The organism is Vreelandella andesensis, assembly GCF_003989795.1.
In the GTDB taxonomy this organism is placed as follows: Bacteria; Pseudomonadota; Gammaproteobacteria; order Pseudomonadales; family Halomonadaceae; genus Vreelandella; species Vreelandella andesensis.
The window spans coordinates 23,609-36,598 of sequence record NZ_RZHG01000028.1 but is presented as its reverse complement, the minus strand read 5'-3'; the positions used below and the strand labels follow the sequence as shown (position 1 = coordinate 36,598).

Here is a 12,990-nt window from a genome sequence, read left to right as displayed (position 1 = left end):
GTTATCTCGACACAGTTCGCTCTAAAAAAAACAGACCCTACTGGTAGGGTCTGTCGTGATCATACTGCGGGGGTAATCAATCGTTGCTCATGATACCGAGTATCGAGAGAAGACTGATGAATAAGTTATAAATGGACACATAAAGCGTAACGGTTGCAAGAATATAATTGGTCTCTCCCGCACGGTGAATAATTTCACTGGTTTGGTAGAGAATCGCGGCTGATGCGAACAGCACAAAGCCAGCAGAAACCATCAGAGAAAGCGCGGGAATGTTGAAGATCAGCCCGGCTATCATGGCCAAAATCAGCACAATGGCGCCCGCCATTAGGAAATTTCCTAAAAAGCTGAAGTCTTTTTTGGTGGTTAATGCAACCGCAGAGAGGCCGATGAACGTCAGACCGGTCATTGCCAAGGCATTCATAATCAACGCGCCACCATTAGGCAGCGTGAGATAAGCGGAGATGATGGGACCAAGCGTAAACCCCATAAATCCGGTGAATGCGAAAGTAGCTAACAAGCCAGCTGCCGAATTAGCAGTTTTGTGTACCAGGAACATCAGTCCATACGCACCGATGAAGAACACAAAAATGTTCATTTGCTGAATGCCCATTGCTACCGAAGCACCCGCAGTAACTGCGGAGAATAGCAATGTCATGGCCAACAGCGCATAAGTATTACGTAGCACTTTATTGGCGCCAACACTACTTACTTCGCTGCGCGTTTGCGCTCTCGCCGTGTTCGAATCGTTAAAAGACATTTATCTATGCTCCATAATGTTAATACTAACAACGGACAAGAATGCCGTTACCAAGTTCCAGACGCAAGTATTTGTGTTCCACGCAAACAACTGTGTTTTGAGATCCTGTCTTCTCCTGCGTTGACTATGCTTAACATTCCACACATTTTTTGGACATAGAAATGCGCTATAAAATTCCCCTCACTATCACCATATTTAGCTTTGTTGCCTTCGCTTCTTCTGCTTACGGCTTCACTGCCGGCGGCAACGATATTCGCTATGAAGTAGATGGCGAAGCCTACGAAGGTTACTTTACATCTGCTGGCGACAATGCAAAAGGCAGTGTGCTCATCATTCACGACTGGGATGGCATTGATGACTATGAACGACAACGTGCAGATATGTTAGCAGCTGAAGGCTATGATGCGTTTGCCGTAGACCTATTTGGCGCAGGCAACCGACCTCAAGCGACAGAAGATAAACAAGCGGCTACACGCACTCTTTACGAAGATCGTGAACGGATGCGCCATTTGACGCTGGCAGGTCTAAACCAAGCCAGAAAGGAGGGCGCCGCTCCGAAAACCGTTATCATGGGCTACTGCTTCGGCGGCGCAGTGGCATTGGAGATTGCCCGTTCCGGAGAAGCTGATGATATCGCAGCCTATACAAGTTTTCATGGCGGGCTAGATACCCCTGAGGATCAATCTTATTCCAGTGATACACCGCCCATTTATATTGCCCATGGTGGTGCTGATACGTCGGTTAGCTTAAAAGATGTTGCAACCTTGGCAACAGCGTTAGAACAAGCGGGCGTCACCTATGAAGTAGGTATCTACTCGGGAGCACCTCATGCGTTTAGCGTATTTGGCAGTGATCGCTACCATGAGCGCGCCGACGAACGTTCTTGGGAAACGTTTAAACAGTGGCTAAATGAGATGCTTTAAAACATCTACATAACATCGGCGATGGGCAAGTAGCTGTCCATCGCCGCTTGTTATTTTATGAGGGCAAAGCGTTATCGTCATCCTCATCTTTGTGAGGCGGTTGTTGGGTTGTGGCTGCCTGCCGTGCATCCTGAGCGTTGTAGAAACGTGCGTCTATCATGCTCAGCACTGCTAGCTGAGCGAATAGCACTGCAAAACAAATAATTAGACCCTTCAACATGGCAGTGCTCCTTAGTAGGCTAACAATATCGCCATCGATAGCGAATAATAGCCCTGAGTGGAAAGAAAGCAACGGGCTTTAGTAAATAATGTCTATGTCCCCGTTATGCTTCCCTAACACCACCCGTTTCCTTATTGCTCCGGAAAGTTTTCAGTATCAATATCGACTTGTTGTGCATCGCTGTAACGAGCGCCAGCGACCTGGTTTGGCAACATCATGCCGTTGAGCTGAGCCACTGTTGCCTCATCCAAAGTAATCGTTTCAGCGCGTAAATTCTCGCGTATGTGCGCCACTGAGCAGGAACCAGGAATGGGAATAACATGACTACCCTGGGCTTTTAGCCATGCCAGCGCCAACTGTGCCGGGGAAATCTCAAGGCGACGAGCAATTGCCTTAATATCCTTCAGCAAAGATAAATTGTGAGATAGATTTTCTTCACTAAAGCGAGGCATTACGGCGCGCATATCGCCTGTTGAAAACTGCGTACTCTCTTCCACTGCCCCCGTCAAAAAGCCACGCCCAAGCGGGCTAAACGCCACTAACGCCGTATTTAACTCTAGACACACCTCCTTGAGTGCAATGTCAGGGTTACGTGTCCACAGTGAGTATTCTGACTGTACTGCTGCAACGGGATATTCCGCATTACCTCTGCGTAGTGTCTCTGCCGATACCTCCGATAAACCAACCGAGCCAATTTTGCCTTCTTCCACCAATCTACCTAACGCCCCTACGCTCTCTTCAATAGGGACGCTGCGATCAAGACGATGCAGATAGTAAATATCCAGATAATCGGTTTCCAGTCGTGTCAGGCTTTCTTCACACTGGCGACGCAACGTGCCAGGACGCCCATCGATCACACGCTTGCCCGTTTCAGCATCCAGAGCCATTCCACACTTACTGGCAAGAAACAGTTGATGCCTGATTTTCTTTAAAGCGAATCCAAGCAGCCGTTCATTTGCCGTTCCGCCATAGAGCGTTGCCGTATCAAAATGGCGGTACCCCATTTCAAATGCTTCTTCTAATACCCGAAGTGCCTCTGTTTCCGGCACATACTGACCATAGCCGTGTGACAGGTTCATGCACCCCAGGCCAATACGAGGAGATGAAACGTCGTTTAATCGTTCAAAAAAGGCGGACATAGCGACCTCTAGGTCATTGACGTTAATTATGCTGACTGAAATCCTGCGATTGCAGCCAATCTGGCAACCGGTACTCAAGATAATAACGCGGCCTCCATGGAGACCCCTCTATAAATCCGACATGACCACCCGTGGCATGAAGCTCCAATGTGACATGGCTTGGCAGGGTTTCGGCGTGCGGCACGCTCTGCGGATAGATAAAAGGATCATCTTGTGCATGGATAATAAGCGTTGGAATACGCAAGTGTTCCACAAAGAAAGCACTGCTACAGCGTTGGTAGTAGTCCTCGGCACTTTCAAAGCCATGCAATGGCGCAGTGACACGGCCATCAAAGTCCCAAAACGTCGTCATCCCTTCCAATGTTTCAAGCGATGCTAAACGCGCCAGCTCCTCACGACGCCCTTGGTGTGAGAAGGCACACTGCTTATGCTCAACATAGCGCCGAAGATCTCGCATAAAACGTGCTTGATAAATTCTGGAAAAACCTTTGCTTATTCGATCCGCACAGTGGTCCAGCCGAAAAGGCACTGAAACAGCGACAGCCCCCCTCAACGGAGTATGGCTACCCTCTTCGCCCAAATATTTTAGCAACACATTGCCACCCAGTGAGTAGCCAATCGCGGTCAACAGTTTGGTTGGATAGCGTGCCGCTAGTTGATTAACCACATCAGCCAGGTCCTCACTCACCCCTGAGTGATATCCCCTTGCACGGTGGTTTGGCTCACCAGAGCAACCACGCCAATTCACGGCTACGCTCTGCAAACCCCGCGCCGCTAACGCTTGCTGTTGCCCGAGAATATACAGTGACGACGAGCTTCCAGTTAGGCCATGAAGCAACAGCACGCAATGCTCCGACCCTTCTTCAGGCCCAAACCAATCCACATCCATAAAATCACCATCTTGAAGCGTCATCCGCTCCCGACGACGATGCAACTGAGGCGATGTTCGACATAGCGAGCTATAGAGCGTTTGTAAATGCCCACCTGGCAGCCAGCGTGAAGATCGGAATGGAAACGAAGATTGAAATGGAGACATAGAAGGTGCCAGCAAAAAACAGTTTGCTAGCTTAGCAAAGTTTGTAAGCAAAGTTACATTTGTCAGCAGAATCACAGCCGGCACGCAACGCTAGAAAGCCCTGCGTAATTTCGCAAGACATAATCATAAAAACGGATTCATAAAAACATTGACGGACAGTAGCGATGCGACAATACGCCCTGCGTCATTGGGTACTTTCAACTTACGTCGCAGAATAGTTTCAACTATTATCAATGAGCAAAGAAATACAGCCAAAGCCATTAAAAAAATATAGCTCCTGCGACAAAACTGATTTTCAGTGTTTTCGTGTCACACGATCTAGGAGGTCGCCATGGAATTAGATCCCCTGTTGCTTTCAAGGCTTCAGTTCGCCTTTGTTGTTTCCTTTCATGCCATTTTCCCGGTGTTTACCATCGGGCTGGCTTCCTACATTGCGCTGCTGCATGGGCTATTTTACAAAACGGAAAATCCTGCTTGGGATCGCTTGGCGCTTTTCTGGACAAAAGTGTTTGCCGTTGTGTTTGGTATGGGTGTCGTATCGGGCATCGTTATGTCGTTCCAGTTTGGTACCAACTGGAGCAACTTCGCCTACGCAACGTCTAACTTCTTAGGTCCTGTTCTCAGCTATGAAGTAGTGACGGCCTTTTTCTTAGAAGCCGCTTTTTTGGGTGTGCTGCTATTTGGCCGTAATAAAGTGCCTGAAGGGGTGCATTTATTTGCGGCTATTATGGTAGCGGTGGGCACCTTTATATCCTCTTTCTGGATACTTTCAGCTAACAGCTGGATGCAAACCCCGGCAGGTTTTGAGCTGATTGACGGCCGGTTCCATATTACCTCTTGGATGGAAGCCCTGTTTAATCCTTCCTTCTGGTATCGCTTCGTTCACATGGGCATGGCGTCCTTCCTAACCGGTGGCTTCGTGGTTGCGGGTGTTAGCGCCTGGTTCTTGCTGCGTAAGCGCGATGTAGAAGCTAATAAAAAAGCACTTTCCATGTGTTTATGGTTACTGCTGATCTTGGCGCCTGCTCAAGCAGTGGTCGGTGACTTCCACGGTTTGAACACCTTAGAACATCAGCCAATGAAAGTAGCCGCTATGGAAGGTAACTGGGAAACGCAAACCAACGTTCCACTCCTGCTCTTCGCCATTCCAGATCAAGATGCCCAGGCCAATCGCTTTGAAATTGGCATTCCCAACCTTGCCAGCTTGATCCTGACTCACCGTGCAGATGGCGAAGTGCCCGGGCTTAACGCTGCTCCCGCAGAAGAGCAGCCTCCCGTCATGATTGTATTTTGGGCGTTCCGCGTCATGGTCGGCCTTGGCTTACTGATGATTGCCGTTGCACTGACTGGGTTGTTTCTGCGTCGAAAAGGGCGTGTCTATGAAAACCCGCTTTTCTTAAAAACGCTTACCTTCATGATTATATCGCCCTTCCTAGCGGTTCTAGGTGGCTGGGTTGTTACCGAATCAGGACGTGCACCTTGGTTAGTATATGGCGTTATGACCCATGCTGAAGGGTTAACGCCCTCCCTAACCGGTGGTATGGCGCTGTTTACCTTAATTGGTTATATCGCCGTTTACAGCGTGGTGTTTTTAACCGGGATTTATTACCTCACTCGTGTTGTTCGAAATGGTATGAAAGAAACCCAAACAGAAGTTGAAGGTGAAGTTGGGCGTCCAAAACGGCCGTTCTCTGCGGCACACACCCCCTTTGATGATGACTTAGAAGGAGCCAACGCATGAGCATTGATCTTTCACTCATCTGGGCCGGCATTATTGGTTTTGGCGTCATTATGTACGTCTTGATGGACGGCTTTGATCTGGGGCTGGGTATTTTATTTCCCTTCGCACCCGATGAAGAGTCCAGAGATGTGATGATGAATTCTGTTGCCCCCGTGTGGGATGGTAATGAGACTTGGCTGGTATTAGGTGGCGCAGGCCTACTTGGCGCCTTTCCCTTAGTCTATTCCGTCTTTTTGCCCGCTCTCTACATTGGTGTATTCCTAATGTTGGCTGGCTTAATTTTTCGCGGCATCTCGTTTGAATTTCGCTTCAAGTCGAAGAAAAATCGCCGCTGGTGGAACCGTGCATTTTGCTGGGGCTCTGCCATTGCCACTTTTGCACAAGGCGCCGTCGTCGGCGCTTACATTCAAGGGTTTGCCGTTGAAGATTTTCGCTATGTCGGTGGCGCTCTGGATTGGTTAACGCCCTTCACTGTTTTGACAGGGCTTGGCCTAATGGCAGGCTATGCACTGCTTGGCTCTACGTGGCTGATCCTGAAGTCAGAGGGCCATGTTCAACAGTGGGCTTACAAAATCACACCAAAACTGCTGCTAGCGGTATTGGTGGTATTCGGCATTGTCAGCCTTTGGACACCGATCATAAGCCCTGAAGTAATGGAGCGCTGGCTAACCAAAATACACATTATTGGTATCCTGCCGCTTCTCGCTCTGGCGTGCGCAGGCGTTCTTTATCGGTCGGTAAAGCGCCAGCAGGAAGGCTTGCCCTTTGTTGCCACGCTAGGCCTGTTTATTTTCACCTATCTAGGTCTCATCGCCAGCAAGTGGCCCGTTATCGTACCGCCTAACTATACGATTTGGGATGCCGCCTCTGCACCGGAGTCACAGTTATTTTTGCTGATCGGTATGCTGTTTGTTATCCCTATCGTGTTAGCGTACACCGCCTGGACCTATTGGGTGTTCCGTGGAAAGGTAAAAGTGGGCGAAGGCTACCACTGACGCCTCACTATTTATCGATTGCTTTACTCATCGATTGCTTTTCACAAGACACAATTGAGCTTAGGACTGCAGTTCATTGAAACAAAGAGAGGGTGCCATTCAGGCACCCTTTTTAATGCGTAAAATATAAAATAGGTCTAAGGAGATAAGGCTTAGAGTTTTACAGTGGGATCAGCAAAACCATTCGGCACATAAAGGTTGTGAGGACCCAAGCGGCTAACGTCAGTTTCGCCACATAACGCCATGGTCGTATCAAGCTCTTTATGTATAATTTGCAGTGCCTTAGTAACGCCTTCTTCACCAGCGGCTCCCAAGCCATAGGTGAAAGCGCGTCCAATGTAGGTTCCTTTAGCACCCAGCGCCAACGCTTTCAGTACGTCTTGCCCCGAACGGATACCGGAGTCAAGATGCACTTCTATCTCGTTGCCCACCTCATCCATAATACTTGTTAGCATGCGAATGGAACTCATTGCGCCATCAAGCTGACGACCACCATGGTTAGAAACAATGATTGCATCAGCGCCTATTTCCACAGCACAGCGCGCATCCTCGGGAGTCATGATGCCCTTCACAATCAGCTTACCGCCCCACCACGCCTTAAACTGAGCAATGCGCTTCCAGTCTAGCGAAACGTCAAACGCCTCCGCTGTCCACGCTGACAATGAAGAAGGGTCCGTAACCCCTTTGGCGTGCCCTACAATATTGCCAAATGAGCGACGTTTGGTTTTCAGCATCTCCAAACCCCAAGGAATTTTCGTCGCCATGTTAGCAATCGACTTGGCAGTCAATTTAGGCGGTGCGGAGAGCCCATTTTTGAGGTCTTTGTGACGCTGTCCGAGCACTTGTAAATCAACGGTCACCACAACAGCAGAACAGTTAACCGCTTTAGCTCGTTCAAACAAGCGGCGCATGAAATCATCATCTTTCAATGTATACACTTGGAACCAGAACGGTTGCGTCGTGTGTTCCGCGACATCCTCAATTGAGCAAATCGACATGGTAGAAAGTGTAAACGGCACACCGAACTTTTCAGCCGCCCGTGCTGCCTTAATCTCACCATCCGCCGATTGCATTCCCGTTAGCCCCACGGGTGCCAGCGCCACCGGCATGGCTACATCTTCGCCTATCATCGTACTTCGCGTAGAGCGCCCTGACATATCGACTGCCACGCGCTGTTTCAAATGAATATGCTGGAAGTCACTGGTATTTTCGCGGAAGGTTTGCTCTGTCCAACTGCCCGACTCAGCGTAGTCATAAAACATTTTGGGCGTACGGCGAACATAATGGCGGCGAAGGTCTTCAATGTTGGTGTAGATCGGCATAACGCACCCTCAATAGATATTATTCTCATATACATCTAAAACAGACGATCTCTATCTTGTTCTCGAACACTGCACAAGTAAATATTCTTTGCCGCTCTTTTGAGCCACGTTCGGGCCTGAAAATGCCTGACATTCCCTAATTTAGCTGCTCGACTATCATTTGCTAAACAGGCATATTGTAAATGCTGTACAAGATAATATTCTTATACAGCTTTAGTGAAAGTATTGAAAGTTCTGCTATAGTGCCGAGTCTCTGCAACGAGAAATAGTCAACGGGAGATAGGTATGTTAGCCCTGCAGCAGGTAAGCAAAACGTTCACTACCCCGCAGGGCCAGTTACTCGTGCTTAATGAGATAAACCTTACCCTTGCCCGAGGAGAAAGCCTTGCGCTGATGGGCGAATCCGGTAGTGGTAAATCAACCTTGCTCCACATCGCCGCCGGGTTAGAAGCGCCAGACCTAGGGCATGTCGTTATCGACGAACAATCACTTTCATCGTTAAATGAACCCGCCCGCGCGAAACTACGCCGCCAACAGTTAGGTCTTATCTTTCAGCAGTTTCACCTTGTGCCAAGCCTAAACGTCATTGATAACCTCACGCTTCAAGCTCGGCTTGCCCACAAAGAAGATGGTGAATGGAGTGCCTATCTGCTTGATCGACTTGGGCTTGCCGGTCGTGAACGTCATTACCCTGAGCAGTTATCAGGTGGCCAACAGCAGCGCTTAGCAATCGGTCGTGCCCTGGCAGTGCGCCCCTCGTTACTACTGGCCGATGAACCTACCGGCAATCTTGACGAGCAGAGTGCCGATACGGTGTTGGCACTGCTGCTTGATTTGGTTAAAGAAACACAGTGCGCCCTATTAATGGTCACTCATAGTGCACGAGTCGCGGCACCACTGGATCGCACGTTTCATCTTCACTTAGGCAGTCTAAAGGAAACGAAACGATGATATTACGGGTGGTGCTCACGCTTCTGAGCCACTATCGTCGTCATCCTGGTCAGCTCGCCATGCTGTTAGTAGGTCTTTGGGTGGCCAGTGCGCTGTGGAGTAGCGTTCAAGCGATTAACGCAACTGCTAAAGAAAGCTATGCCCGTGCTAACGCGCTATTTAGCCTTGAAACCGATCAACTCGCCCGTAGCGATGGCATCGCCCTTAGCATCGATGACTACTTTTTATTACGCCAGGCTGGCCTGCCCGTATCGCCATTACTTGAAAGCTCACTGACGATAGAGAATACGCGGTTAACGGTGTTAGGCATCGACCTGCTTACACTTCCTGCTTCAAATGGGAACAGTCGTACAACTGCAAACGGCGGGTCGCTTACCGAGTTTATTTCGCCACCTTGGCAAACCCAACTCTCCCCCGATACGTTGCAAGTCTTTCGCCTTGACCGCCAACAGGCACTCGGCGCAACTCCATCCATTGGTGAGCAGCGCCTACCACCATTGACTCTAAGGAATGACCTTCCCCCCAACACACTGGTGATGGATATTGCTGCTGTCTGGGCGCTTTTTGGCGAGCAGGCCACCCTTAGTTTAGTCACCGCGTCTGGCGCATTATCGCAACCGCCGGAAGGCTATCGTCTCACTCGAGCAACCAGTCTGGCCTCACCGGAACAGCTAACCGATAGTTTTCATCTCAACTTAACCGCGTTAGCGCTGCTGTCGCTTGTGGTTGGCCTGTTTATTGTTCAAGCCGCCTTAGGGCTAGCCATGGAGCAGCGCATGACAACCCTGCGCACATTTCGAGCCCTCGGCGTGCCAGGTAAAACCATCACCCTCGCCATTCTGTTAGAACTTCTGCTATTTGGTCTGATTGGCGCTGCCTTAGGGCTAATAAGCGGCCTATGGCTAGCTGGCAAATTACTGCCTGATGTGGCCAGTACACTTTCCTCACTGTACCAAGCTGACGTCCAGCGCTCGCTAGCACTACCCTGGCATTATTGGCTTGGCAGCGTAGCCATCACCTTAGGCGGCTTACTATTGGCAGGCAGTGGTGTACTGTGGCGAGCCACAAAATTGCAAGTGTTGGCTCTTGGGCAATCTTACGCATGGCGATTTAGCTATCAGCGCCAGCTAATGCGAATGCTGCAGGCTGGCGGACTAGCCGGAGCGATAACGTTAGGCTTAGCCACTTGTCTGAGCTTACTTCCTGCGGGTGAAGGGCTAGTGGTCAGTTTCAGCTTGGTCGCTGCGTTACTTTTTACCTGTGCCTTGTGCTTGCCACCAGCGCTTAACGCCTTACTGCAGCTGTTACAACGGCTGCTGCGGCGCCGCCCACTAGGCCAGTGGTTGGCTGCTGATATGCAACTTCAGCTGCCCCGCTTATCTCTGGCAATGATGGCTCTATTAATTGCCCTTGCCACTAATTTGGGCGTTAGCAGCATGGTAGGCGGGTTTCGTCTGACGTTTTTAGAGTGGTTAGATCAGCGACTAGCGGCGCCGCTTTACATCAATGCCACCCCATCGACACTTACCCCTCTCAACGAGTGGCTGACCTCACAGCCAGAAGTACTTGAAACCCTGCCTACCGCGCGGGGCAACACCAGGTTGCTGGCTATTAATTCTGCTATGGAAAATGAACGCAACGCTAATGAATCAGCCTTGCTCAGCTCCATTGCTGTTTTCGGTATTAGCACGGTGCCAACGCTAACCTCACAATGGCCGTTACTTGAGACATTTGATGGCATTCCACGGGCTTGGGAAGCTCTTGCACAGCAAAGCGTCTTTATTAATGAACAGATGGCAGTAGCCCGAGCGCTTCAACCAGGCGATAGCGTTTTACTTGAAACCTTACAAGGCGCTGTTTGGTTTACAGTGGCAGCCATTTACCCAGATTACGGCAACCCTCAGCAACAGCTATTAGTCACCGTTGACACGCTTATGCAACGCTTTGAAGGAGAGCTAGCGTCGACAGGGATCGTATTACACAGTGAAGCTGATACCGATGCATTTCGCCAAGCGCTGAGCACGGAATTTGACCTATCCCCTGACACCCTGGTGAACCAACAAGAGATAAAAGAGGCAGCTACGCAAATTTTCGAGCGCACCTTCAGCATTACCCGGGCATTGAATGGCTTAACGTTAGGGGTAGCGGCACTCGCACTTCTAGCGACCCTATTGGCCCAAGCACAGCAGCGACAACGACAACTTGCTACGCTATGGGCGCTAGGCGTCCCGCGTGCCACCCTTGCGTTATTGCCGCTGATCCAGCTAGGAGGGCTAGCATTAATCACTGGCCTGTTGGCTATTCCCCTTGGCATTACGATTACTTGGCTGCTAGTAGCCGTCATTAATGTCGCCGCCTTCGGTTGGCGGCTACCACTTCAGCTATTCCCCCTGGATATTGCGGTCATGCTACTCACCGCCTTTAGCGTTGCCCTTTTTGCTGCGGCCTTGCCAACCCTGCAGCTTTGGCGAACATCGCCACGCGCACTGCTTAACGAGGAAACCCAATGAGCTTTCCACGCTGGCTTAAAACACTTTCAATTTTAGCCGCCTGCCTTATGTTGACGGGCTGTGGTGATTCACAAGAAAGCGCGCAGCCTCAACAGACAGCACAAGATGGCTTTGCGGGCTTAGGCGCGGAATCACAAGGGTTCGTTCAAGCCGATGCTTCCACACCGCTGATGTTTCCAGAGGACCACGGAGCCCATCCCGACTACCGCATTGAATGGTGGTATCTCACGGCAAACCTTGAAGATAGCCAAGGAGAACCGTTAGGCCTGCAGTGGACACTGTTTCGGCAAGCCCTTATGCCACCACAAGAGCGACCAGCCCTCACCCCCTGGGCCGCAGATCAGGTGTGGATGGCTCATCTGGGCATCTCACAGCACGCCACCCACGTTGCCGCCGAGCGCTTTGCCCGCAGCCACAGTGCTCAACCATTGGCTCAGCAACGTTCTCAACAACGTTCTGAACAGCGTCCTCAACAACGTTCCGAACAACAGGGCCAAGCAGGCGTAGTGGCGGCTCCTTTCCATGCCTGGATTGATGATTGGTCTTTCAGAAGTCCGCCAGATGCTAACTTTGAACGTTTTTCGTTAAGCGCTTACCACGGTGAGGGCGACGCACGGAGTGGTTACGACCTCACCCTTCACGCGGAAGGCCCGCTGGTGTGGCATGGAGAAAACGGATTCAATGCCAAAACGATTCAGGGTCAGGGGTCTCACTACTACAGTCAGCCATTTTTACGCATTGAAGGAAGCGTGATGCTTAATGGCGAATCCCGTACGGTGCAAGGCCGTGGTTGGCTAGACCGAGAATGGAGCAGCCAATTACTAACCGCCGAACAAACAGGTTGGGACTGGTTTTCACTGCACCTGGATGATGGCCGCAAACTGATGGCATACCGATTGCGCGGCGGCGGTGAAAACGGTACGGATTACCGCTTTGCCCACTTGTTTAATGCGGCTGGCCAAACCGAACTGATCGGTCGAGACAGCATTGTGCTTACCCCTCTCACCACAGAGCAGGTAGCAGAAAGGGATATTCCCACCCGTTGGCAGTTAACACTTCCTGAGGCGAATCTTGAATTCACCGTAGAAGCGCGACACGCCAACCGCTGGATGCCAACCACCGTGCCCTATTGGGAAGGTGACGTGGTGGTGCGAGATACGCCCAGCCAAGACCAGATTGGCGTGGGTTATTTAGAAATGACCGGGTACTAATCAAGGCCCAGCTGCTCTGACCCAGTCGCCGCCTTGATGTGCATGTTCTCTGGCGGAGGCAACATAAACTCCAGTACAGAGAACGTAGACGTCACCTCGGGCAAGGAAATAAGATTTATCGTCTAACGCCAACCAATGCGGCATAGAGCCAGAGCAGCTCGCTGGCCCACGTTTTAGTTAATGAA

General features: G+C 50.5%; 11 protein-coding genes. 6 read left to right on the top strand and 5 right to left on the bottom strand.

Annotation, left to right across the window (positions count from 1 at the left end):
- Positions 1-76 precede the first annotated feature (76 nt).
- A complete protein-coding gene (locus tag ELY33_RS15010) occupies positions 77-757 on the bottom strand; it encodes a Bax inhibitor-1/YccA family protein (protein WP_126948716.1) in 681 nt (226 codons plus the stop codon).
- A gap of 161 nt (positions 758-918) precedes the next feature.
- On the opposite strand from ELY33_RS15010, the gene ELY33_RS15005 reads away from it, so the two are divergent.
- Positions 919-1,680, top strand: a complete 762-nt coding sequence (locus tag ELY33_RS15005) for a dienelactone hydrolase family protein (RefSeq protein WP_126948715.1) — start codon at positions 919-921, stop codon at positions 1,678-1,680.
- A 55-nt stretch (positions 1,681-1,735) separates the two neighbouring features.
- On the opposite strand, the gene ELY33_RS17910 is transcribed toward ELY33_RS15005, so the two are convergent.
- The 3 genes from ELY33_RS17910 to ELY33_RS14995 all read right to left on the bottom strand — a co-directional run bounded on the left by ELY33_RS17910 (position 1,736) and on the right by ELY33_RS14995 (position 4,075).
- Positions 1,736-1,900, bottom strand: coding sequence for a hypothetical protein (locus tag ELY33_RS17910; RefSeq protein ID WP_167470104.1), 165 nt, complete (start codon positions 1,898-1,900; stop codon positions 1,736-1,738).
- Between the two features lie 131 nt (positions 1,901-2,031).
- Positions 2,032-3,039 (bottom strand): aldo/keto reductase, encoded by a 1,008-nt coding sequence (locus ELY33_RS15000; protein WP_126948714.1) that lies wholly within the window; start codon positions 3,037-3,039, stop codon positions 2,032-2,034.
- Between the two features lie 22 nt (positions 3,040-3,061).
- A complete protein-coding gene (locus ELY33_RS14995; protein ID WP_126948713.1) occupies positions 3,062-4,075 on the bottom strand; it encodes a hydrolase in 1,014 nt (337 codons plus the stop codon).
- 331 nt (positions 4,076-4,406) lie between these two features.
- Here ELY33_RS14995 and ELY33_RS14990 point away from each other — a divergent pair, with 331 nt between their 5' ends.
- Together ELY33_RS14990 and cydB are read left to right on the top strand one after the other, a co-directional pair.
- Positions 4,407-5,816: a cytochrome ubiquinol oxidase subunit I gene (locus ELY33_RS14990; RefSeq protein ID WP_126948712.1), complete on the top strand. Its 1,410-nt coding sequence runs from the start codon at positions 4,407-4,409 to the stop codon at positions 5,814-5,816.
- Positions 5,813-6,811, top strand: coding sequence for a cytochrome d ubiquinol oxidase subunit II (gene cydB, locus ELY33_RS14985; protein WP_126948711.1), 999 nt, complete (start codon positions 5,813-5,815; stop codon positions 6,809-6,811). Before ELY33_RS14990 ends, cydB begins: the two co-directional genes overlap by 4 nt.
- A 152-nt stretch (positions 6,812-6,963) precedes the next feature.
- On the opposite strand, the gene ELY33_RS14980 is transcribed toward cydB, so the two are convergent.
- A complete protein-coding gene (locus tag ELY33_RS14980) occupies positions 6,964-8,133 on the bottom strand; it encodes an alpha-hydroxy acid oxidase (protein WP_126948710.1) in 1,170 nt (389 codons plus the stop codon).
- 285 nt (positions 8,134-8,418) lie between these two features.
- Here ELY33_RS14980 and ELY33_RS14975 point away from each other — a divergent pair, with 285 nt between their 5' ends.
- From ELY33_RS14975 to ELY33_RS14965, 3 genes are read left to right on the top strand one after another with little or no spacing between them, the layout of a single operon-like run.
- Positions 8,419-9,084, top strand: coding sequence for an ABC transporter ATP-binding protein (locus tag ELY33_RS14975; protein ID WP_126948709.1), 666 nt, complete (start codon positions 8,419-8,421; stop codon positions 9,082-9,084).
- Positions 9,081-11,594 (top strand): ABC transporter permease, encoded by a 2,514-nt coding sequence (locus ELY33_RS14970; protein WP_208644261.1) that lies wholly within the window; start codon positions 9,081-9,083, stop codon positions 11,592-11,594. The genes ELY33_RS14975 and ELY33_RS14970 overlap by 4 nt, the downstream gene beginning before the upstream one ends.
- Entirely contained in the window at positions 11,591-12,805 is a 1,215-nt protein-coding gene (locus ELY33_RS14965) for a lipocalin-like domain-containing protein (protein WP_126948708.1), read from the top strand. Before ELY33_RS14970 ends, ELY33_RS14965 begins: the two co-directional genes overlap by 4 nt.
- The last annotated feature ends 185 nt before the right edge of the window (positions 12,806-12,990 follow it).

Bases quoted from the DNA above. Each gene is read 5' to 3' on its own strand.
- ELY33_RS15010 (WP_126948716.1), bottom strand. From the start codon at position 757: ATGTCTTTTAACGATTCGAACACGGCGAGAGCGCAAACGCGCAGCGAA.
- ELY33_RS15005 (WP_126948715.1), top strand. From the start codon at position 919: ATGCGCTATAAAATTCCCCTCACTATCACCATATTTAGCTTTGTTGCC.
- ELY33_RS17910 (WP_167470104.1), bottom strand. From the start codon at position 1,900: ATGTTGAAGGGTCTAATTATTTGTTTTGCAGTGCTATTCGCTCAGCTA.
- ELY33_RS15000 (WP_126948714.1), bottom strand. From the start codon at position 3,039: ATGTCCGCCTTTTTTGAACGATTAAACGACGTTTCATCTCCTCGTATT.
- ELY33_RS14995 (WP_126948713.1), bottom strand. From the start codon at position 4,075: ATGTCTCCATTTCAATCTTCGTTTCCATTCCGATCTTCACGCTGGCTG.
- ELY33_RS14990 (WP_126948712.1), top strand. From the start codon at position 4,407: ATGGAATTAGATCCCCTGTTGCTTTCAAGGCTTCAGTTCGCCTTTGTT.
- cydB (WP_126948711.1), top strand. From the start codon at position 5,813: ATGAGCATTGATCTTTCACTCATCTGGGCCGGCATTATTGGTTTTGGC.
- ELY33_RS14980 (WP_126948710.1), bottom strand. From the start codon at position 8,133: ATGCCGATCTACACCAACATTGAAGACCTTCGCCGCCATTATGTTCGC.
- ELY33_RS14975 (WP_126948709.1), top strand. From the start codon at position 8,419: ATGTTAGCCCTGCAGCAGGTAAGCAAAACGTTCACTACCCCGCAGGGC.
- ELY33_RS14970 (WP_208644261.1), top strand. From the start codon at position 9,081: ATGATATTACGGGTGGTGCTCACGCTTCTGAGCCACTATCGTCGTCAT.
- ELY33_RS14965 (WP_126948708.1), top strand. From the start codon at position 11,591: ATGAGCTTTCCACGCTGGCTTAAAACACTTTCAATTTTAGCCGCCTGC.